The sequence below is a fragment of the Mesorhizobium sp. M7A.F.Ca.MR.245.00.0.0 genome, from assembly GCF_003997415.1.
Taxonomy (GTDB): domain Bacteria; phylum Pseudomonadota; class Alphaproteobacteria; order Rhizobiales; family Rhizobiaceae; genus Mesorhizobium.
The window spans coordinates 14,623-36,455 of sequence record NZ_RZTE01000033.1; the positions used below are offsets into that span (position 1 = coordinate 14,623).

Consider the following 21,833-nt stretch of genomic DNA (forward strand, 5'->3'; position numbering starts at 1 on the left):
CCCGATCGGCCGGTCGAGCCAGTAGGACACCGGATTGAGCGCGGTGCGCTCATCGACGGGCGTGATGCGGCCCGATTGCAATTGATGCCCGGTCAGGGGTGGGCGTGCCAGCGCGATGCCGAGCCCATAGGCGGCGGCGTCGAGCACCAGATTGTAGTCCTCGAAGCGACGGTCCTGCGGGCGCGGGCGATAATCCATGCCTTGCGCGGCAAACCAGGCGCGCCAGGCAGACGCGTCGGAATCGTTGATCAGCGGATATTTGAGCAGCCGGGCAGGGTCGCCGCGGCCGATCTCGCAGGCAAGCTCGGGTGACGCGACGGGGAAGACATGTTCCTCGAAAAGCTGCACCGAGACGCGGCCCGGAATGCCGCCGCGTCCACAGCGGATGGAGAGATCGATGCCCTCATCGGCAAGGTCGGCCTGGCGGATATCGACATCGAGCACGATGCGCAGCTTCGAGGGATTGTTCTCCAGAGCCGCCATGCGCGGCATCAGCCACAGCCCGCTGACCGAGGGGATCGAGGTCAGCCGCACCACCGCCGTGCCACGCGGCTCGACCCAGCGGTCGGAATGGGTCGATATCAGCGCAAAGGCTTCCGCCGTGCGCAGATGCAGCCGGTTGCCCTCGATCGTCAGCGAGACGCCGCGCGCCCCACGGTCGAAGACTTTCAATCCCAGCCAGTCCTCGAGCTTGGCGATCTGCCGGCTGACGGCGCCATGGGTGATGTTGAGCTTTTCGGCGGCCGCCGAAAAGCTGCCTGTTCGCGCCGCCGCATCGAAGGCGCGCAGTGTTTCGAGCGGTACCATTGTGTCCGAGCTGTGATCCATAGTCACAGGTGATCCTCGATTTGGTCGTTTGTCAACTGGCCTGAAATGGCGTTTTCTGCCTTTCAGGACGGAAGAATGCGAGGGCAGTGAGATGAACGCAATGACGGGCACGTTGAATTCGACACAGCGGATGGACACCACGGCAGCCATTGCTGTCGCGCTGACGGTGGTTGGTTGGGCCTCCGCCTTTCCGGCGATCCGCGCCGGTCTCGCTGCCTTCGGACCGCTGGAACTCGGCGCGTTGCGCTTTGCCATCGCCGCGGTGCCGGCGGCGATCTTCCTGGCCATCAAGCGCCCGGCGCTGCCAAGGCTCGACGAAGTGTGGCGCCTGGTCTTTGGCGGCGCCATCTTCGTCGCGCTCTACACCGTCATGCTCAATTTCGGCGAACTGACCGTCTCTGCCGGTGCCGCCGGCTTCATCATCAATGTCAGCCCGATCTTCACCGCCATCATGGCGATGGTCCTGCTGGGCGAGCGCTTTTCGGGCATGGCCTGGGCCGGCACGGTGATTTCCTTCGCCGGCATTGGCGTCATCGCCATGGCCGACGGGAATGGACTGTCTTTTAACAGCGGTGCTCTTCTGGTGCTTGGTTCGGCCTTGTGCTCGGCCGTCAACACCATCGTCCAGAAGCCGCTGTTTGCCCGCCATCATCCGTTGACCATCTCCGCTTCGAACATGGTGCTCGGCGCACTATGCCTGGCACCCTTCCTGCCGTCGGCCTTTTCGCAAGCGGCGGTTGCCGACGCAGCAGGCCTCGGCGCCGTCATCTTTCTTGGCATCGTGCCCAGCCTGATCGCCTATGCCGCCTGGGCGACCGCACTGTCGCGTCTGCCCGCCGCACGTGCCTCCAACTTCCTCTATCTGGTCTCGCCGATGTCCGCGCTGATCGGCTTCTTCTGGCTGGGCGAAGTCCCCACGCTGCTCGGCATAATCGGCGGCGCGCTGGCGCTGGGCGGTGTCATCGTGGTGAACTTGAAGAGATGAATATTGCCGGCCGTCCGCTTCCCTCATTCGGGAACGATGCCTCGGTCAAACGCGTTTAGCCGGTGTTTATTCGACGGAGGTCCGAATGCCGGGTGCAACGACGCACCGACGCATGCAACTGGGTGATCTATCCATTTTCTATCGCGAGGCAGGGCCGCCAGAAGCACCTGTCTTGCTGTTGCCGCACGGCTATCCCTGTTCTTCGTTCCAATTCCGCCGACTGATGCCGGCGCTCGCCGACCGCTGGCGAACGATTGCATTCGACTGGCCGGGCTTCGGATACAGTGGCACACCAGATCCGGCCGCCTTTGGCTATGATTTCGACGCCTATTGCGACGTGCTTTCCAAATTTGCCGATGAATTCGGTCTCGAACGCTACGCCTTGTGGCTGCATGATTACGGCTCGCAGATAGGACTCCGGCATGCGATCTCGCACCCGGAGCGGATCAGCGCCCTGATCATCCAGAACGGCGACATCTACGAGGACGTGCTTGGCTCCAAATACGCCACGATCAAGGCTTGGTGGACCGACAAGACGCCCGACAAGCACCGTCCGCTCGAGGCCGCGGTAAGTGAGGACGGGTTCCGGGCCGAGTTCATCGGGGAAGTGTCTGACGACGTCGCCACGCGCGTGCCGCCCGATCTCTGGAGCCTCCACTGGCCATTGATGAACACGCCGGTTCGTCGGCAGATCGCCGTCGGTCTGATGGAGAAGCTGGAAGCCAATCTCACCTGGTTTCCGCGCTACCAGGCTTATTTGCGTGAACACCATCCGCCCACGCTGGTCCTTTGGGGCCCAGAGGATGGCTATATGCCCGCGGCGTCGGCACGGGCCTATCATCGCGATCTGCCCGATGCGGAACTGCATCTGATCGAGGGGGCGGGTCACTGGCTGCTCGAGACACATTTCGACGACGCGCTGCCGCTGGTCCGCGATTTCCTGGCTCGTGTTCACGGCTGATCTCACCCGGCGTCCGCTATGCCCGGTTTGCTGTCCGCCTGACTGAAGGAGAACCTCATGCCGACCAAACCGACGATCGCGCGCATCTGGCGCGGCCGCACCCGCCGCGACGTTGCCGACGCCTATGAGCCATACCTGCGTGCCGAGGGTATTCCGCCCCTCGAGAAGACAGCGCTTGGCGTCCAATTGCTGCGCGAGGACCGCGATGCCGAGACGTGGTTCACAACCATCTCGTATTGGGCCGACATGCAGGCGATGACCGCCTTTACCAAAGGCGAACCGACCAAAGTCCATCATCTGGACCGCGATGCCGAGTTCCTGATCGAACTGCCGGAGCGGATCGACATCCACCGGATACTCGTCGATCGCCAGGGACTGCGCTGAACGGCGAATTTGGTGGTTCGCAATCTCGCCTTCTTCGCGGTGATGTCGCTGATCTGGGGTCTGACCTGGGCGGCGATCAAGCTCGGTCTCGATGACGTGCCTCCGCTCCTGCTGGCGGCGGCACGCTATTTGCTGACCGCCGCGCTTCTGGCAACAGCGGTGCGTGGAGCCGGCGCGGCGTTCGCCCACGGGCGAACGGGGCGGACGATAATCTCGGCATTGCTGGTCAACACCAGCACCTACGGTCTGCTTTTCTGGGGAATGCAGCACGTGCCCTCGGGATTGTCGGGGCTGGTCAACCTGGCGCTGATTCCGATCCTGCTGTTCGCGATTGCCGCATTCACCGGCGAGGAGCGGCCGACCTGGCGCCACGCTTCCGCGCTCGCTATCGGCAGCATCGGGCTGGTTGGGCTGTTCTGGACGCGGCTTGGCGCGGGAAGCGGTTCGAGCGGCATCGGGCTCGCCGCGATCGTCGTTGCGACCGCCTGTTATTGCGTCGGCAGCGTGGTTTCGCGCCCGCTGGTGAGCGCAGTCAAACCGCTGGCGCTGACAATGGTCCAGGCTGCGATCGGCGGTGTGGCACTGCTTGCGCTGTCGCTCGCGCTGGAGCCGATCTCGGGTGAGACGCTCAAGGCGCTGCTCACGCCGGCCGCCATCCGCAGTCTGCTGTTCCTGTCGCTGTTTGGCACGATCGTCGCCTATACGCTCTATCTCGTGCTGATGCGTGACTGGGGTACCGTGCGTGCCGGGCTCTATGCCTTCGTTTCGCCGATCGTCGCTTTGGCGGCAGGAGCTTGGCTTTTCGGCGAGGCGGTCGGCTGGGCTGAAATCGCCGGTGCGATCCTCCTGCTGGCGGCGGCTGCGATCGCGCTACTCAGACCGCCAGGCGAAAATCGCAGGTGACCGCATTGTCGGCGACCTCCTTGGCCTGCCGGCCTCGAGCGGTGACGCGATGGCCCGCAATCCGTCCCGCAGCTATCGCCGCCCGAAAAGCCGTTCGATGTCCGCCAGCTTGAGTTCGATATAGGTTGGGCGGCCGTGGTTGCAGGTGCCCGAACCGGGCGTCGCCTCCATCTGCCGCAGCAGGGCATTCATCTCCTCGGCCTTGAGCAGGCGGCCGGAGCGCACAGAGCCGTGGCAGGCCATGGTCGCGGCTATTTTGTCCAGCCGCTCCTTCAGCGTGTCGACCGTGTCGTTGTCGGCGATCTCGTCGGCGAGGTCGCGCACCAATTGCCCGACATTGGTCTCGCCCAGCATCGACGGCGTCTCGCGCACCGCGACGGCGCCGGGGCCGAAGCGCTCGATGCCGAGACCGAAGCGGGCCAGCGTTTCCGAATGCACCGCAAGCCGCTCGGCGTCCTCCTCCGGCAGGTCGATGATTTCGGGCAGAAGCAGCATCTGGGAGGGCACCGGGCGCGAGTGCAGCGCATTCTTCAGCGCCTCGTAGACCAGCCGTTCATGCGCCGCATGCTGGTCGACGATGATGAGCGAATCCCTGGTCTGGGCGACGATGTAGTTCTCATGCACCTGGGCGCGCGCCGCGCCCAGCACCGCGCCGAGCAGGGTCTCGGCCGCTTCATCCTGCCCTGCGCGTGCATCGGCGCTGGCAAGCGGACCGGCATCGAAAGCCGCTTGCTCGTTTTCACGCAAGCCGCGCTGCTCGAAGCCCGCACCCTCGAAACCCATATCGAGCGGCCGCTGCGACGACCGGACGGGATCGAAGCCGGACGGGCCCGACGCGCGGTAGGCCGCGTCGTAGCTGCGGTGGCCGTTTGCCGGTCCGCCGTGGCCGTAGGATGCGGCCCCCGGCCGGAACGCCGCCATCATGCCGGCGGCACCCGTAGTGGCGGCGCGGACGCCGGCATCGGCCAGTGCCTGTCGAATTGCCCCGACGATCAATCCGCGCACAAGGCCGGGATCGCGGAAGCGCACATCGGCCTTGGCTGGATGGACATTGACGTCGACGATGGCCGGGTCGAGCGTCAGGAACAGCACCGTCACCGCATGGCGGTCACGCGGCAGGACGTCGGCATAGGCACCGCGTATGGCGCCGGCGATCAGCTTGTCGCGCACCGGGCGGCCGTTCACATACGCATATTGCTGCAGCGCGTTGGCGCGGGTGAAGGAGGGGATCGACACGTGGCCGGTCAGATGCACGCCTTCGCGCATCGCATCGATGGCAATCGAATTGTCGGGAAAGTCGGCGCCCATCACCTGGGCGACACGGCGCAGGCTGCCTTCCGCACTGTCATCCGCCGCCGGCAATTCCAGCATAGAGCGGTCCGAGCCGGCCAGCGTGAAGCGCACGGCGGGGAAGGCGATGGCGATGCGCTTGACCACATCGCTGGTGGCCGAGCTTTCGGCGCGTTCGCCCTTCATGAACTTTAACCGGGCCGGCGTTGCGAAGAACAGGTCGCGCACCTCGATCGTGGTGCCGCGATTGGCCGCCGCCGGCCTGACAGGCAGAACGCGGCCACCCTCGATGCCGATCTCGGCGGCGCTGTCACTTGCTGCCGTGCGCGAGCGGATCGACAGTCGCGACACCGAGCCGATCGACGGCAGCGCTTCGCCGCGGAAGCCCAGCGAGCGGATGTCGTTGATATCCTCGGTGAGCTTGGAGGTGCAATGACGTGCGATCGCCAGCGCCAGCTCCCGTTCGGGAATGCCAGAGCCGTCATCGGTGACGCGGATCAGGTTCAGCCCGCCGCCGGCTGTGACGATCTCGACGCGCGAAGCGCCGGCATCGAGCGCATTCTCGACCAGTTCCTTGACGACGCTCGCCGGACGCTCGATGACTTCGCCGGCGGCGATCTGGTTGATCATCGTTTCGGAAAGCTGGCGGATGGGCATGGCAGCACTATAGGCGGATTCGAGACGGATGCGGAAGGATTCGGTGTTGCGGAACAGTGGATAGGCTGGCGGGACAGCAGCCTCCCTCTGGCAGGCCGCAGGGAGGTGCTGTCCCGCCGACTTCCAAGGGACTGGGAGGCGCTGCCCCTCACGCTTGCTCCGCCAGCCAGTCTCGCACCTTGCGGGCGTTGTCGCTGAGTTCCCGGTTCTTCGGCCAGACGACATAGAACGCCTTGCCGGTCTTCAGCACATGATCCGTCACCGGCACCAGCAAGCCCGACGCCAGCAGCCGCTCGGCGAGGTGCCGCCAGCCGAGCGCGATGCCCTGGCCTTCCATGACGCCCTGGATCACCAGGCCGTAGTCGTTGATGCGCAGGCCGCGCGCGGTATCGCTGAAATTGGCGCCCGCCGACTGGAACCATTCGTCCCAGCTGGCCGCCTCGCGATACGGCTCCTCCAGATGGATGAGGCGGTGCGTGGCCAGTTCGGCAGCGGATTGGGGCAGGCCGAACTTTGCCGCATAAACGGTGCCGGCGACGGGAAATATCTCCTCGTCGGCCAGCGGCAACGAGTGATAGTCCGGCCAGTCCCGCGGCGCGCCGCCGCGCACGCCGAGCGGAATGCCTTCCGCGATGATGTCGAGGTCACGGTCGGCGGTCTGGATACGCAGGTCGATGCCCGGCAGTTCGTCGCGGAACTGCTGCAGGCGAGGCATCATCCAGAACGAGCCGAACGCGGTCGAGGCAGCCAGCGTGACATGACCGCCGGTTGCCTGCAGGCGCAGATCCTCCGCCGATTTGCGAATATGCGAAAGGCCGAGCGAGACATCGGCATGGAAGCGCTCGCCGGCCTCGGTCAGGAGAACCTGGCGGTGGCGGCGCTGGAACAGCTTGGCGCCAAGCCGTTCTTCCAGCCCGCGCACGGCATAGGAGACGGCGGCCTGCGTCATGCCGAGCTCGCGCCCGGCGGCGGTGAAGCTCGACAGCCGCCCGGCCGCCTCGAAGACGATCAGGCTGCCGGCCGAGGGCAGGAGGTGGCGCAGGCTTCGCATAAGCTGAGCTTATACAAGAGATCAGGATTTTCCAGCGTCACATCACCATTTTGTCGCGTTAGGCTCCTTCATGAGTGGAATGGAGTTGCCATGAACGCACCGGCCCCTGAAGTGACCGAACATGCCAACCGCCGCAGTGGCGGCCGCCTGGGACGCAAGGCCCTGCGCGGAGCTCCGGTAACGTCGTTTCCGACCCTGGTCCGCCAGATCCCCGTCTACCAGATGGTCCCCGATGAGGCGGTCGAGCTGATCCACGAGGAGTCGCTCTTGATCCTCGAAGAGGTGGGATGCGAATTCCGCGACGACGAGGCTATCGCACTGTGGAAGGCGGCGGGCGCGGATGTCTCGGAAACTCGTGTGCGGATCGACCGGGCCCTGCTGATGGAACTGGTATCGAAGGTCCCGTCGGAGTTCACGCTCAATGCGAGGAATCCGCAGCGTACGGTGCGGGTGGGCGGCAACAATACCATCTTCGTGCCGATGTATGGCGCGCCCTATGTGCGTGACCTCGACAACAACAGGCGCTACGGCACGCTCGCGGACCTCAACAATTTCCACAAGCTCGCCTACATGGCGCCGGCGCTGCATTCATCGAGTTCGGTCATTTGCGAGCCGATGGAAATCGCGGTACCGAAGCGTCACCTCCACATCATCCATTCCGCGCTTAAGCATTCCGACAAGCCGTTCATGGGCATCGTCACGTCCAAGGAGCGGGCGGAAGACACGATGGCGATGGCAGGCATCGTGTTCGGCGAGGATTACGTCCGCGACAATCCGGTCCTGGTGTCGATCACCAACTGCAATTCGCCGCTGGTGTGGGACGCCACCATGCTGGACGCGATGAAGGTCTATGCCCGAAGCAACCAGCCGCTGATCCTCGCACCCTTCGCACTGTGCGGCGCCTCGACTTCGGCGTCGGCCGTCGGGGCAGTCGCGCAGGTCAATGCGGAAGCGCTGGCGGGCGTCGCCTTCACGCAACTGCTGCGCCCAGGGTCGCCACAGATCTACGGACAGTTCATGGTCACCGTGGACATGAAGACCGGCGCTCCGATGGGCGGCACGCCGGAGGCGGCCCAGATGATGTACCTGATGGGCGCGCTGGCGCGGAAATACAAACTGCCGTGGCGCACCTCAGGCTTCCATGTCGGATCGAAGCTCAACGACGCCCAGGCGGGCTACGAGGCCAACATGCTGATGCATGCCGCCATCCTCGCCGGCGCCAACTACATCTGGCACTCCGCCGGGTGGCTGGAGGCCGGCCTGAGCTGCGGCTATTCGAAGTTCGCTACGGACTGCGAACAGCTGGTTGGCTGGTACAAATATGCAGGCGGCCTTCCGTTCGACGATTTCAAGGAAGCGATGGCAGCGGTTCGCGAAGTCGGGCCGCAGGGCCATTTCCTCGGCACCAAACACACGCTCGAACATTTCGAGTCGGCCTTCTTCATACCCTCGATCATGGACTTCAATTCGTACGAACAGTGGAAGGCAGAAGGGGCGAAGGACCACGACACGCGCGGTCGCGAGAAGGCGCGCAACATGCTGGCGGATTACGAGGAGCCGAAGCTCGACGAAGGCATCGCCGATGGCCTGATGGATTTCATCGCGCGGCGCGAGGAGAGGCTGCCGGACAGCGTCAGTTGACGCGAAGAACCAAGATCAAAGGGAACCAGACGGGAGGAAAAAATGGCATTCTTCAGAAGCAGTGGCGATCGCGTGCCGAGCGCTATCGAGGCAATGGCGGTCGAAGCACGCGCGGGTCGTGTCGATCGGCGCGAGTTCCTGGCGCTGGCAAGCGCCTTCGGCGCATCGACGGCGCTTGCCTACGCCATGATCGGCCTTGCCGTGCCGGATCGGGCCTTGGCCGAAGAGCCGAAGAAAGGCGGAACGCTGCGCGTCTCGATGTCGGTGAAGGGGCAGAAGGATCCGCGCACCTACGACTGGGTTGAGCTGGCGAACATTTCGCGCTGCTGGCTGGAGCCGCTTGTCCGCTATACTAGGCAGTTCACCTTCGAGCCGGTTCTGCTCGAAAGTTGGGATATCAATGACGACGCCACCGAATACGTGCTGCATGTGCGCAAGGGCATCACATGGAACAACGGCGATGCCTTCAACGCCGATGACGTCGCTCACAATCTGACGCGCTGGTGCGAGAAGAATGTCGCCGGCAATTCCATGGCCGCCCGTGTCGGCGCGCTGATCGACGCAAAGACCGGCAAGGCCAGGGATGGCGCGATCACCAAGGTCGACGACAACACGGTCAAGCTGAAGCTCAGCGAACCAGACATTTCACTGATCCCGAATTTCACCGACTATCCGGCGCTCGTCGTGCATCGCAACTTCGATGCCGACGGTCCCGATCCGATCAAGAAGCCGATCGGCACGGGACCGTTCGAACTGGGATGTCGGCCAGAAGGCGGTCGTCAAGCGTCGCGAGAATGGCAAATGGTGGGGTGGTGAAGCGCCGCTCGACAGCGTCGAGTTCATCGACTACGGCACCGATTTCAACGCCACCGTGAACGCGTTCGAATCCGGTGAGATCGACCTCAATTTCGAGTCGCCCGCCGACTTCATCGACATTCTCGACAAGATGGATCTGGTGAAATCGGAGGTGGCGACGGCGACGACGCTGGTTGCCTGCACCAACATCACCCACAAGCCTTATGACGACAAGCGGGTGCGCAACGCCTTGCAAATGGCCGTCGACAACAATGCGGTCCTCCAACTTGGTTATGCCGGGCGAGGCACCCCTGGCGAAAACCACCACGTTGCCCCGATCCATCCGGAATACTATCCGCTGCCCAAGAAGACACGCGACGCCGCCGGCGCCAAGAAGCTGATGGCGGAAGCCGGACAGGCTGACTTCGAGCATGAGCTGATCACCATCGAGGACGATTGGCAGAAGAATACCGGCGACGCCATTGCCGGCCAGCTGCGCGATGCCGGAATCAAGGTGAAGCGCACGGTGCTGCCGGGTTCGACCTTCTGGAACGACTGGACGAAATATCCCTATTCGATGACGATCTGGTACATGCGCCCGCTTGGCGTCCAGGTGCTGGCGCTCGGCTATCGCACCGGCGAGGCCTGGAATGAATCGGCATATTCCAACCCCGATTTCGACGCCAAGCTCAAGCAGGCGCTATCGCTCATCGACGTGGAGAAACGACGCGAGGTCATGAAGGATGTCGAGCAGATCCTGCAGGATTCGGGCGTCATTATTCAGCCGTTCTGGCAGAAGCTCTACAGCCACCAGAACAAGAAGGTGAAGAACTATGGTGTCCACCAGACATTCGAGATGGACCTTCAGAACGTCTGGCTGGACGGCTGAAACAAGGCGCGGCAGGACTTCATGAGCCGCAAAAAAGCCGATATGCAGGATGCGTGGTATTGATAGGCTCAAGCCATCAAAAGCCGGAGATTCTGCATGAGACTGACAGTGCTCGTTGCCGCCCTTTCGATAGCCCTGCCGGGCGCCGCCGTCGCCGGACCGGCGTCCGACGCGGTGAAGTTCTTCTATGTCCCGGCGGTCAAGTTCGAGGCCGACGAACAATATCGGGATCGGTTCACCGAACCGGTGACGAAACTGTTCGAGCTGAACGACCAGGCAACGAAGACGAACCCGGACCAGGTCGCCTGCATCGATTTCGATCCTGGTCTCGACGCCCAGGATTTCGATCAGAAAACCGTCTCGAAAACGCTGAAACTGTCTGAGAAGCTGGATGGCGATAACGCACAGGTCACGGCATCCTTCAGCCTGTTCTCCGAGGGCGATGATTCCAAACGTGAAATGCTCTGGTCGCTCAAGAAGATCGACGGCAAGTGGAAGATATCGGACATCGCTTCCAAGACCAGCGACTGGACGCTCAGCGCGCTGGAATGCATGGCCGGCCAGACGCCGGAGTGAAGCGATGGCCCATCGCCGGTTCCTGGCGCTGTCGGGTGTGTGCCTGCTGGCGGCTCTGAGCGGCGCCGCCGCGCAAGGCTTGTTGGGTGCGCCGCCGGCAAACGCCCCGGCCGGCACCCAGCCGGGCGACAGCGGGGCACCGCCCGCAAATGCGCCGGGCGGAGCGGCGGAACCGGCCACGCCGCCGGTGGGATGGTCGCCAGCCGAAGCCGCGCCCGCCGCACCGATCCAGCCGGGCTCGCCGACCGCCGTGGTGCGGCCGTTTTACGATCAGGTCGGACTGGAGATCGATCCGGCCGAGCGAAGCCATTTCATCGACCCGGCCAAAACCGTGCTCGACAAGAGCGACGCGTTGCGCAAATCCGGGCAGGGCGAGTGCCTCGACCCCAACATGGCGCTCGACAATGCCGATTACGACAAGGCCGAGATCGACAAGAGCCTGAAGACGCTCGAGGCGATTAACGGCGACCAGGCCAAGGTCATCGTCGCCTTCGTCATATCGGGCAACCCGCACCGGCTGGAATGGAAATTCAAGAGGGTCGACGGCGACTGGAAGATATCGGACCTATTGTCGGTGACCGGCGAATGGGCACTCAGCCAGTATCAGTGCGAATGAACCGGCGATGAAGCTTTGCTTTTCGCTTGCCATCGTGCTGGTCGGACTCGGCGTTGCCGGGGGCGTGTTCGACTGGCACATCGGCACGATACTGGTCGCTCGCCAGCCGCGGCAAGCTCTGGCAGCGCCTTGCGACTTCTCCGTCGAGCGCGTCGTACTCGACCAGGCGGATGCGCCCGAGCTTGTCGGCTGGGTAGCCGATCGAAAGGGCAGTTGCGGTGCGATTGTGCTGCTACATGGGCGCGGCGCCAACAGGCTGGCCTTGGTTCAAAGGGCGAAGCTCTTGTTCGACGCTGGCTATTCCGTTGTCTTGTTCGACCTCTCCGGTCATGGAGAGAGCGGTGGCGCCGTTCAGGGCTTCGGGTATTCGGAAGGCCCGGACGCCGCCCGTATTATTACCTTTGCTCGGCAACGCTTTCCAGGCCAGAAGCTTGGCGCCATCGGCTCGTCGCTTGGCGCCGCCGCACTTGTCTTTGCCGCGCCGCAAGCGCCTGCCGATGCCTATGTGCTGGAGCAGCTCTACGCAACCTTGCGCGAAACCACAGCGTGGCGAATGCCTTTCCACTTCTGGCGCGGTTTCCAAGCCGATGTCCTTTTGGCACAGATGCCGCTTCGTCTCGGGTTGAGCGCCGATGATGTCAAGCCGGTCGACCATCTTGCTGCTATCGGCAAGCCGCTGATGCTGCTTGCAGGCAGCAACGACCCTTTCATCGATCATGGACAGGTGCTGGCGCTGCAGAATGCTGCCGTTGGTTCACAACTCGTCTGGTTTGGAGGCGCAGGCCATGTCGATCTGCTCCTCTACGACCAACTGCGCTACAGCGATGCTATCTTTTCCTTTCTTGCAACAAAGCTCTGCCGGACGGGTGCCATCCATGGTTGACGTTCGCTCAACCCCGCCCGCGATAAGGCGCTACCCCGGTGTCCGGCAGCCATGCGCCTTCGGGCGGAGCGCCGGTTTGCCAGAACACATCGATCGGAATGCCGCCGCGTGGATACCAATAGCCGCCTATGCGCAACCACAGCGGCTTGGTTGCCGCCACGATGCGGCGGCCGATCATGACGGTGCAGTCTTCATGGAAGGCGCCATGGTTGCGAAACGAGGTCATGAACAGCTTGAGCGACTTCGATTCCACCAGAGCCGCATCCGGTGCGTATTCGATGACGATATGGGCGAAGTCCGGCTGGCCGGTGACTGGGCACAGCGAGGTGAATTCCGGGCAGGTAAAGCGCACGATCGCCGGCGGGCCGTCGCCGCGCGAAAACGGTACGGTCTCCAGGACCGCTGCTTCGGGGCTTTGTGGCGTCTCGACGTGCGCGCCGAGCTGGGTGAGGGTTTTGGTGTCGATCATGGGCGCTATCCTTGTCGCATGCGCCCGGAGTGCGTGCGGGACGACATGCTTGAAAACGAATTTTGCCGCTCATTAGCACAATTTGAAACCGCAGGAAGACGATGACCAGCAACGATCCGCTTCTCCAGCCCTACCAGCTCAAACACCTGACGCTGAAGAACCGGGTCATGTCGACCAGCCATGAGCCGGCCTATTCCGAGGACGGCATGCCGAAACAGCGATACCGGCTCTACCATGCCGAGAAGGCCAAGGGCGGCATGGCGCTGACCATGACCGCCGGCTCGGCGATCGTCTCGCGCGACAGCCCGGCCGCTTTCGGCAATCTGCATGTCTATGACGACAGGATCGTGCCATGGCTGGCCGAGCTCGCTGACGCCTGCCACGAGCACGACTGCAAGGTGATGATCCAGATCACCCATCTCGGCCGCCGTACTGGCTGGAACAAGGCCGACTGGCTGCCGGTGCTCTCGGCCTCGCCGGTGCGTGAGCCGGCGCATCGCGCATTCCCGAAGACGATCGAGGACTGGGACATGGAGCGCATCGTCGCCGACTATGCTTCAGCCGCCCAGCGCTGCGAGGCCGCCGGCCTCGACGGCATCGAGTTCGAATCCTACGGCCATCTGATGGACGGCTTCTGGTCGCCCGCCACCAATCATCGCGACGACGAATTCGGCGGCTCGCTGGACAATCGCCTGCGCTTCACCAACATGGTGCTCGATGCCGTGCGGGCAGCTGTCGGCGACAAATTCGTCGTCGGCATCCGCATGGTCGCCGACGAAGATTTCGAAAAAGGCCTGTCGAAGGCGGAGGGGATCGAAATCGCCAGGCGGCTGGCGGGCTCCGGCAAGGTCGATTTCCTCAACATCATCCGTGGCTCGATCGAGAGCGATGCGGCGCTGACCAAGGTCATCCCGGTAACCGGCATGCGTTCTTCGCCGCATCTCGATTTCGCCGGAGAGGTGAGGGCGGCGACGAAATTCCCGACCTTCCACGCGGCGCGCATATCCGACGTGGCCACTGCACGCCACGCCATCGCCACCGGCAAGCTCGACATGGTCGGCATGACCCGCGCCCATATCGCTGATCCGCACATCATCAAAAAGGTGATGGAGGGGCGCGAGCATGAGATCCGCCCCTGTGTGGGCGCCACCTATTGTCTCGACCGCATCTATGAGGGCGGTGAAGCGCTTTGCGTCCACAATGCCGCGACCGGCCGCGAGGCCGAAATCCCGCATATGATCGTCAAGACCGAAGGACCGAAGCAGAAAATCGTGGTCGTCGGAGCCGGCGCCGGCGGACTGGAGATTGCGCGGGTCGCGGCTGAGCGCGGCCACAAGGTGATGGTGCTTGAAGCATCGAGCCAGGCCGGCGGCCAGGTGCGATTGGCGACGCAGAACCCGCGCCGCAAGGAGCTGATCGGCATCATCGACTGGCGGCTGGCCGAACTCGACCGGCTCGGCGTCGAGATCCGCTACGACACCTGGGCGGAAAAAGACGATGTCCTGGCGCTGTCGCCCGATGTGGTGGTGGTCGCTACCGGCGGCCTGCCGCAGAACCCGCCGCTGACATCAGGCGACAACCTTGTCACCTCGAGTTGGGACATCATGGCCGGCAGCGTCAAGCCGGCCGAAAATGTGCTGCTCTATGACGACAATGGCGGCCATCAGGGCATGGGCGCCGCCGAACTGATCGCCAATGCCGGCTCGAAACTCGAGCTTGTATCGCCGGAGCGTTTCTTTGCCCCGGAAATGGGCGGCATGAACCATGTGCCCTATATCAGGGCCTTCCAGGAAAAGGGCGTCACCATCACCATCAACACGCGGCTGCGTTCGGTGCGGCGTGAGGGCAACCAGCTGATCGCAGAGCTGGCTTCGGATTTCGCCGATGGCTGGCGCGGCGAGCGCAGGGTCGACCAGGTGGTGGTCGAGCACGGTACGCTACCGCTCGACGATCTATACCTCTTGCTGAAGCCGCTGTCGAAGAATGGCGGCGCGGTCGACTACGAGCGTCTGGTGAGCGGTGGCGACATCTTTCCCAAGCGCAATCCAGAAGGCGGCTTTGTTCTGTTCCGCATCGGCGACGCGGTCGCCTCGCGCAACATTCATGCCGCCATCTATGACGGCATCAGGTTCGGCTTGCGGATCTGAAATTAGCTATCGCCAGGATCGTAGCGCGCGGCCGAAGCTTCCTGCAAGAGCCCCTAGACTGGACTTTCCCTGTCGTACTTGTAACGATCTAGGGTGATCCAAACGCTTGGGATCAGTTTCATTCTACTGCAAGTCTGCAGGGAAATCGCGAAGCAGTGCGTCTTCTGCCGAGAAAAGTTGACGAAAACCTAACAAAGTCCGGGGGGACAAGTTGACCAAGAAAGATCCGTTCGTTCCGCGCCAGACCAATACGGCGCTCTACATGCAGCTATACGAGAATGGATATTCGGTTGCCGATATCGCCCGGGTGCAAAAGGCGTATCGTGTGTGTTGCGCGATGTTCAACGGCCGCTACCGCAAGACAGGACGGCCGTTCATCTGCCATGCGGTGGGGGCTGCGTCATCGGCCGCGCATTTCGATAAAAGCGTCGATCTTGTCTTGGCCGCGATGTTTCACGCTGCCTACGACAGCGGCCACTATCCGGACGGAAAGTCCAGCAGGCGCACCGATGCACACCGCAGATGGCTGGAGCAAACAATCGGTCCCCGGGTTGAAGGTCTTGTCGCCCGCCTAGTCGGACTGAAATTCGATACCGGAGACCCCGAGCGCCTTGTGGATGCCGGTGTGCCGGCCGGCGACGAGGACATCTTGTTCCTAGTGCTTGCCCATGAGGTGGATGACCTGGCGGACGGAGGATTGGCGTTTGCGCCCAAATACGGTCAGTCCATACGATCGAGGGTTGCTGCCTGTGCCACTCTGGCGAGGTATCTGGGCCGCGAAAATCTTGCCGTCACCATCGAAGGTTACGGTGCCCGCTACGAGACGATGGCGTGGGCTGCTCCCCTCCAGGAGACGAAGCTGATTGGCTTTCAGATTACGCCAAATTTACGCACATACATCAAATTGCGTCGCCACAAGTTACGCGGCGAATCAGTCGAGGTGCTTTGACACCTTGCTGATCCCGCGATGCGCAATCCGCTGAGAACTGGCCGTCCTTGCCGGCTCAGTCGTCATAGCCCTGGATTGCCCCAAAGCTGTAACGGCGCAGCTTCAGCGCGGTGATCAAATTGGTCAGCTTCGTCTTGCCGTCGAAACCGTCCTGGAACATTTCGTCATGCATCAGCAGGATCAGCTTGCCGGGCTTGACGAAGCGGCCATAGCCGAACAGGTGATCGATCTCGCTGACCAGATGATCGACGCTCTGCACCGGCTCGCCGTTGTCCTTGTGCACCCATTCATGGTCCCAGCCGTAGAGATAGAAGCCTGAGGCCGCGACAAACTCGTAGTCGGGCTCTTCACGCCCCTCCTGGGCGAGCCCAAGCGAGGTGTCGTTCTTCGACATGGAGGGCAGCCTGAACACGTCGCGCCCCGGCAGCCTTGCATGCACCACGGGCTTCAACCCGAGCACCGCGTTTGCCCTTACCATGTCGGCGACGACACCTTCGGTGTCGCCGTAGAAATGCCGGTAGTGATTGTAGGCATGGCTGTAGCTGTGGTTGCCGAGCGTCACCAGAGGAAGCTGCCTGGCGCGCTGGACGAGCGCTCTGTTGGCGGCGCTAGCCTGTGCGTGCATGCCGACCATGAATAGGGTTGCAGGAACCTGTTCGGCTTCCAGCACATCGAGGATGTTGCTTGTGCCGTTCAGCGGCCCATCGTCGAAGGTAAGATATATTATGCGATCGGCCCCTTGGGCGGGAACCGCAAAAATCAAAACCGCCGCCAGCACAAACCGAAACGGTGTCATCAGCCCCGATATCCGGTTGCGATCACGACAAGGCCGCCATGTCCACAACGGCTTGTCAAGGCGAGCCGGTGCATGTCGCCCAAAAGTGCGCAGCGGTTTTGGGATAACGACATGCGCAAACAAAAAGGCAAACCTATGCCAGGCTTCCTTGCAGCACCGTCAGCTTGGCCTTCTTGGGCATGCGGGCGGTCAGCCATTCCAGCGCCTTGTCGTGCGGCATCGGGAAGGCGATGGAGTAGCCCTGCACCTGGTCGCAGCCGATCGCCATCAGCGAATTGAGCTCGGCCTCGGTTTCGGCGCCCTCTGCGACGATCGAGATGCCAAGGCCACGCGCCAGCTCGGTGATGGCGCGGACGATCTTCGAGTTGTCGCCATTCTCATGGATGTTCTGGACGAAGCGGCGATCGATCTTCAGCCGGTCGATCTCGTTCGGGTTGACATGGCTGAGCGAAGCATAGCCGGTGCCGAAATCATCGAGTTCGAGATGGACGCCGGCTGCCCGGATGTGCCGCAGCTTGGCCGCGATACCCGTCTTTTCGTCATCGAGGATGACGGATTCGACGATTTCCAGCGACAGTTTCTGCGGCGGCAGCCCGGCCTTTTCCAGCGTCTCGAACAAGAACGCATCGAAATCGTGCTCGCGCAGCTCGGTGCCGGAAACATTGACGGCAAGCCGTCCGAAGGCAATGCCGGCGCGGTTCCATTCGGCCGCCTCGTTGATCGCCTTGGTGATGACGATGCGGCCGATCTCGGGCATGAAGCCGCATTTCTCGGCGACCGGAATGAATTCACCGGGCGGGATCATGCCGCGCTCCGCATGGTTCCAGCGCACCAGCGCCTCGATGCCGCTGATCGTGCCGTGGGTCAGTGAGACCTGCGGCTGGAAATAGACCTGGAACGCCCGCTCGGCGATGGCGACCTTGATGTCGTGCTCGAGCTGCTTGCGATAGTCGAGTTCGCGGCGCAGCTCCTCGGAAAAGAAGGAGAAGTTGCCGCCGCCAAGCTTCTTGGCGGAGTAAAGCGCCAGATCGGCGTGGACCAGCAAATCCCCGGCATTGTCGGCGTCGATCGGATAGACAGCGATGCCTGCGCTGGCGCCTGGGAGAATGGTCGTGCCCTGGAAGACGATCGGCTCGTTGATATGTGCCAGGATGCGTCGCGCCAGCATATTGATGTCTTCGGTGCCGCCGGCGCCGCCGAGAATCATGACGAACTCGTCGCCGCCCAGGCGCACGCACAGATCCGACGCCCGGCAGGAGTCGCGCATGCGCTGTGCCGTGACGACCAGCACATAGTCGCCGGCGGCGTGGCCGAGCGTATCGTTGATCTGCTTGAATCGGTCGAGATCGAGCTGGACGACGGCAAGGCGTTCGCGACGCCGGTGCGTGCCCTTGATCAGCGTGTCGAAATGATCGGTCAGGAACGTGCGGTTGTGCAGGCCGGTAAGGCCGTCATGCACCGCGATGAAGGCCATGGAATTGCGCGCGTCGATCAATTCATGCGTCTTGCGCAGGATGGCGTTCGACATCGGCCTGAAGATGAAGAGCGCCACCAGTATGATGACGCCGATTGTGGCGTAGAACAGAGTGCGATGGAGAGCGAGCAGCTTCTCGGAGCGGTCGTCGGCGTCGGCAGTGATGCGCTGGCCAAGCGCGGCGTAGCCCGACAAGGTCGCATTGGCGACGGAGGCGTCGAGATTGACGCGTTCGTCGCCGCCTTTGTAACCGCCATTGCCGCTGAATTGCGATTCATAGGCCGAGATCAGGCGGTCGCCATTGGCGATCAGCCCGACCGAGAAATAGTCGAGGTGGAAGGGCTTGGCGAAAAGGACGCTTTCGATCGACTTCGGGTCAAGCTTGGCCGGCGATTGCGGATCGGCTCCCGTCTGATCGAGCAGCAGGTCGTAGTTCGTCTCGAACTCCGCCGTTGCCTGCTTGAGCGCGCTGACCAGCGCCGGTTGCTTGTCGCGTGAGCCGGCGCCCGTTGCACCGGCAAGGAAGACGATGCGCTGCGACAGCGTCTTTTGTGTGCTGACGATGTCGAGCAAGGTGTGATTGTGCTGTTGGGTGGCCATCATCTGCTGCAGCAGGATGAAGGAGGCGATCACCATGGCCGCAATGATCAGCAGGGCCAGCCAATAGCCGGCCTTGATCAGCAGTATGAGCTTGCCTGAAACGGTTTGCACCGGCTGCTGCGACATTTTCGGGGGCGGCCCTCTCGCCTACGGATTCTTGCCTAAAGATTCTTGTATGAGCACCATTGAACTGCAAACGTTAACAGGACCGGAAATCGACGGCTGCCCGGCGAGGGGCGGCTGTCGAAAGATCGCGAAATGGTTATCGGCTCGTTTAGCGCCGTACCGGCATTTGAGCGGTCATCGGCCAGAACCCTTGTCGCGGCGTCGTTTCCGCCGCCGCATGATGATCGACATCGGGGCGGCATCGTGCTGCTTGCCACCGATCCGGTCGTTTTTGCGATGGATTTTTCACGCGGACGAGACGACAGTCAGCCCACATCAAACGAGGCCGACCATGACCGCCATTCCTCTCCCACATCGACAGCGAGCTCGCGGGGCTCAAATCGGCAGGCCTCTACAAGTCGGAGCGGGTGATCACTTCAACGCAGTCGGCCGAGATCGAGGTTGGCGGCGACAAGGTGCTGAATTTCTGTGCCAACAACTATCTCGGCCTCGCCGATAGCGCCGATTTGCGCAATGCTGCCAAGCAGGCGCTCGACCGCTATGGCTACGGCATGGCATCGGTGCGCTTTATCTGCGGCACCCAGGAAGAGCACAAGCAGCTCGAATCCACGATTTCCTCTTTCCTCGGCATGGAAGACACTATCCTCTACGGCTCCTGCTTCGATGCCAATGGCGGCCTGTTCGAGACGCTGCTGGGCGAGGAAGACGCCATTGTCTCGGATGCCTTGAATCATGCCTCGATCATCGATGGCGTGCGGCTGTCGAAGGCCAAACGTTTCCGCTACGCCAACAACGACATGGCCGATCTCGAGGCGCGACTGAAGGAAGCCCGGGACTGCCGCTTCCGGTTGATCGCCACCGACGGCGTGTTTTCGATGGATGGCATCATCGCCAATCTCAGGGGTGTCTGCGACCTCGCCGAGAAATACGACGCCATGGTGATGGTCGACGACAGCCATGCCGTCGGCTTCGTCGGCCGAAACGGCCGCGGCTCGGCCGAACATTGCGGCGTCGAGGGCAGGGTCGACATCGTCACCGGGACGCTCGGCAAGGCGCTTGGCGGGGCCTCCGGTGGCTACACCTCGGGCAAAGGCCAGATGGTCGACTGGCTGCGCCAGCGCTCACGGCCGTATCTCTTCTCCAACACGCTGATGCCGGCGATCGCCGGCGCTTCGATCAAGGTGTTCGAACTGATCAAGGACGGCGATGGGCTGCGCGACAAACTCTACGACAATGCGGCGCGCTTCCGGTCGCAGATGGGCAAGCTCGGCTTCACGCTGGCCGGAGCCGATCATCCGATCATACCGGTGATGCTGGGTGATGCCAGCCTGGCGCAGGAGATGGCGGCGCGCATGCTGAAGCGCGGCATTTATGTCATCGGCTTTTCCTTCCCGGTGGTGCCGAAAGGCCAGGCGCGCATCCGCACGCAGATGTCGGCGGCGCATTCCAGTGCGGATATTGACAGGGCGGTCGAGGCGTTTGCCGCCGTCGGGCGCGAACTCGGGGTCATTTCCTGAAAGGCTGGAATCGAAAAGCGATTCCGGATCAAGAGATTCAAGGGACAAAAGCATGTCGAACATGATGAAGGCGCTGGTGAAGGCCAAGGCCGAACCAGGCATCTGGATGGAAGAGGTGCCGGTACCGGAGATCGGCCCCAACGACGTGCTGATCAAGATCAAGAAGACGGCGATCTGCGGCACCGACGTGCACATCTACAATTGGGACCAGTGGGCGCAAAAGACGGTGCCGGTGCCGATGGTGACGGGCCATGAATTCGTCGGCACCGTTGCCGATTTCGGCGCAGCGGTCACCGAATACAAGGTCGGCCAGCGCGTGTCGGGCGAGGGCCACATCGTCTGCGGTCATTGCCGCAACTGTCGCGCCGGGCGAGGGCATCTGTGCCGCAACACGCTCGGCGTCGGCGTCAACCGTCCTGGCGCCTTCGGCGAGTATCTGGCGATCCCGCAGCACAATGTCGTGCCGATCCCCGATGATGTGCCCGACGAGATCGCCGCGATCTTCGACCCGCTGGGCAATGCCGTCCACACCGCACTCTCCTTCGATCTGGTTGGCGAAGATGTGCTGGTGACCGGCGCCGGGCCGATCGGCATCATGGGCGCGCTCGTCGCGCAATGCGTCGGCGCGCGCAAAGTGGTCATCACCGACATCAACCCGCTGCGGCTGGCGCTGGCGAAAAAGCTCGGCGTCCAGCATGTCGTTGACGCCTCGAAGGAAAAGCTGCGCGACGTCATGCCGGTGCTCGGCATGACCGAGGGGTTCGACGTCGGCCTCGAAATGTCGGGCGCCGCCCCCGCTTTCCGCGACATGATCGACACCATGAACAATGGCGGCAAGATCGCCATTCTGGGCATCGCGCCGACCGGCTTCGAGATCGACTGGAACAAGGTCATCTTCAAGATGCTGCATCTCAAGGGCATCTACGGCCGCGAGATGTTCGAAACCTGGTACAAGATGATCGCGCTTGTGCAGGGTCCGCTGGATGTCTCCGGCCTGATCACCCACCGCATCGGCATCGACGATTTTCAGATCGGTTTCGATGCGATGAAGAGCGGCAGTTCCGGCAAGGTGGTGATGGACTGGTAGGGATTGCCTTGGCCGCTATTCAGGAAAAGCTGACGACAGCACCTCTGGTCCGCCGGACATTTTCCAACTAGGGGAACATGGCTGGGTGGAGAGCTATGGCTCCGCTACGTGCGCTCGCTAATCATACACGGCGACGTATCGCGGCCCACCCGGTGACGGTCGATGGGGCAATTCGCTTCAGTCGATGACGGAAACCCGGTGAACCGATG

Annotated in this window: 18 protein-coding genes and 1 pseudogene (1 of these 19 running past the window's edge); 13 read left to right on the forward strand and 6 right to left on the reverse strand. The window is 62.7% G+C overall.

The features are described from left to right. Nucleotides 1-807, reverse strand: partial view of a LysR family transcriptional regulator gene (locus EOB80_RS25805; RefSeq protein WP_164762723.1) — the 5' portion only. It extends 81 nt beyond the left edge of the window; only the first 807 of its 888 coding nucleotides appear in the window; it begins with the start codon at nucleotides 805-807; the stop codon falls past the left edge of the window. A 112-nt stretch (nucleotides 808-919) separates the two neighbouring features. Between EOB80_RS25805 and EOB80_RS25810 the strand changes: the two genes are divergently transcribed. The 4 genes from EOB80_RS25810 to EOB80_RS25825 all read left to right on the forward strand — a co-directional run bounded on the left by EOB80_RS25810 (nucleotide 920) and on the right by EOB80_RS25825 (nucleotide 4,061). Next, nucleotides 920-1,813 (forward strand): DMT family transporter, encoded by an 894-nt coding sequence (locus EOB80_RS25810; RefSeq protein ID WP_127330637.1) that lies wholly within the window; start codon nucleotides 920-922, stop codon nucleotides 1,811-1,813. An 85-nt stretch (nucleotides 1,814-1,898) separates the two neighbouring features. Next, nucleotides 1,899-2,774 carry an alpha/beta hydrolase gene (locus EOB80_RS25815; protein WP_127330639.1) on the forward strand — a complete coding sequence of 292 codons (876 nt, stop codon included), beginning with the start codon at nucleotides 1,899-1,901 and terminating at the stop codon, nucleotides 2,772-2,774. A 57-nt stretch (nucleotides 2,775-2,831) separates the two neighbouring features. Continuing rightward, nucleotides 2,832-3,158: a hypothetical protein gene (locus EOB80_RS25820; protein WP_127330641.1), complete on the forward strand. Its 327-nt coding sequence runs from the start codon at nucleotides 2,832-2,834 to the stop codon at nucleotides 3,156-3,158. Nucleotides 3,159-3,170: 12 nt separating this feature from the next. Then, the gene (locus EOB80_RS25825) at nucleotides 3,171-4,061 is read left to right on the forward strand and encodes an EamA family transporter (RefSeq protein ID WP_127330643.1); all 891 of its coding nucleotides are present in this window, start codon (nucleotides 3,171-3,173) and stop codon (nucleotides 4,059-4,061) included. A 72-nt stretch (nucleotides 4,062-4,133) separates the two neighbouring features. On the opposite strand, the gene mutL is transcribed toward EOB80_RS25825, so the two are convergent. Continuing rightward, nucleotides 4,134-6,008 carry a DNA mismatch repair endonuclease MutL gene (gene mutL / locus EOB80_RS25830; RefSeq protein ID WP_127330645.1) on the reverse strand — a complete coding sequence of 625 codons (1,875 nt, stop codon included), beginning with the start codon at nucleotides 6,006-6,008 and terminating at the stop codon, nucleotides 4,134-4,136. Between the two features lie 148 nt (nucleotides 6,009-6,156). After that, nucleotides 6,157-7,059, reverse strand: a complete 903-nt coding sequence (locus EOB80_RS25835) for a LysR substrate-binding domain-containing protein (protein WP_127330647.1) — start codon at nucleotides 7,057-7,059, stop codon at nucleotides 6,157-6,159. 90 nt (nucleotides 7,060-7,149) lie between these two features. On the opposite strand from EOB80_RS25835, the gene EOB80_RS25840 reads away from it, so the two are divergent. The 5 genes and pseudogenes from EOB80_RS25840 to EOB80_RS25860 all read left to right on the forward strand — a co-directional run bounded on the left by EOB80_RS25840 (nucleotide 7,150) and on the right by EOB80_RS25860 (nucleotide 12,459). Further along, on the forward strand, nucleotides 7,150-8,700 hold the full coding sequence (locus EOB80_RS25840) for a trimethylamine methyltransferase family protein (protein ID WP_127330649.1): 1,551 nt from the start codon (nucleotides 7,150-7,152) through the stop codon (nucleotides 8,698-8,700). 42 nt (nucleotides 8,701-8,742) lie between these two features. Continuing rightward, nucleotides 8,743-10,384 (forward strand): annotated as a pseudogene (locus EOB80_RS25845) (ABC transporter substrate-binding protein). 96 nt (nucleotides 10,385-10,480) lie between these two features. Further along, entirely contained in the window at nucleotides 10,481-10,960 is a 480-nt protein-coding gene (locus EOB80_RS25850) for a DUF3828 domain-containing protein (protein WP_127269038.1), read from the forward strand. A 4-nt stretch (nucleotides 10,961-10,964) separates the two neighbouring features. After that, on the forward strand, nucleotides 10,965-11,576 hold the full coding sequence (locus EOB80_RS25855; RefSeq protein ID WP_127272150.1) for a hypothetical protein: 612 nt from the start codon (nucleotides 10,965-10,967) through the stop codon (nucleotides 11,574-11,576). A gap of 7 nt (nucleotides 11,577-11,583) precedes the next feature. Beyond that, the gene (locus EOB80_RS25860; RefSeq protein ID WP_127330651.1) at nucleotides 11,584-12,459 is read left to right on the forward strand and encodes an alpha/beta fold hydrolase; all 876 of its coding nucleotides are present in this window, start codon (nucleotides 11,584-11,586) and stop codon (nucleotides 12,457-12,459) included. A 7-nt stretch (nucleotides 12,460-12,466) separates the two neighbouring features. Here EOB80_RS25860 and queF read toward each other — a convergent pair whose 3' ends face one another. Then, nucleotides 12,467-12,928 carry a preQ(1) synthase gene (gene queF, locus EOB80_RS25865; protein WP_127330653.1) on the reverse strand — a complete coding sequence of 154 codons (462 nt, stop codon included), beginning with the start codon at nucleotides 12,926-12,928 and terminating at the stop codon, nucleotides 12,467-12,469. Between the two features lie 101 nt (nucleotides 12,929-13,029). Here queF and EOB80_RS25870 point away from each other — a divergent pair, with 101 nt between their 5' ends. Both EOB80_RS25870 and EOB80_RS25875 read left to right on the forward strand, forming a co-directional pair. Beyond that, entirely contained in the window at nucleotides 13,030-15,075 is a 2,046-nt protein-coding gene (locus EOB80_RS25870) for an NADH:flavin oxidoreductase (protein WP_127330655.1), read from the forward strand. A gap of 211 nt (nucleotides 15,076-15,286) precedes the next feature. After that, nucleotides 15,287-16,024 (forward strand): hypothetical protein, encoded by a 738-nt coding sequence (locus EOB80_RS25875; protein ID WP_127270107.1) that lies wholly within the window; start codon nucleotides 15,287-15,289, stop codon nucleotides 16,022-16,024. A 55-nt stretch (nucleotides 16,025-16,079) separates the two neighbouring features. On the opposite strand, the gene EOB80_RS25880 is transcribed toward EOB80_RS25875, so the two are convergent. Continuing rightward, nucleotides 16,080-16,820 (reverse strand): polysaccharide deacetylase family protein, encoded by a 741-nt coding sequence (locus EOB80_RS25880; RefSeq protein ID WP_127320492.1) that lies wholly within the window; start codon nucleotides 16,818-16,820, stop codon nucleotides 16,080-16,082. Nucleotides 16,821-16,953: 133 nt separating this feature from the next. Beyond that, complete coding sequence (locus tag EOB80_RS25885; protein WP_127330657.1) at nucleotides 16,954-19,020, reverse strand: EAL domain-containing protein; 2,067 nt, start codon at nucleotides 19,018-19,020, stop codon at nucleotides 16,954-16,956. A 353-nt stretch (nucleotides 19,021-19,373) separates the two neighbouring features. Between EOB80_RS25885 and EOB80_RS25890 the strand changes: the two genes are divergently transcribed. Both EOB80_RS25890 and tdh read left to right on the forward strand, forming a co-directional pair. Then, nucleotides 19,374-20,537 (forward strand): glycine C-acetyltransferase, encoded by a 1,164-nt coding sequence (locus tag EOB80_RS25890; RefSeq protein ID WP_127330659.1) that lies wholly within the window; start codon nucleotides 19,374-19,376, stop codon nucleotides 20,535-20,537. Nucleotides 20,538-20,589: 52 nt separating this feature from the next. Beyond that, nucleotides 20,590-21,624 carry an L-threonine 3-dehydrogenase gene (gene tdh, locus EOB80_RS25895; protein WP_127330661.1) on the forward strand — a complete coding sequence of 345 codons (1,035 nt, stop codon included), beginning with the start codon at nucleotides 20,590-20,592 and terminating at the stop codon, nucleotides 21,622-21,624. Nucleotides 21,625-21,833 lie beyond the last annotated feature (209 nt).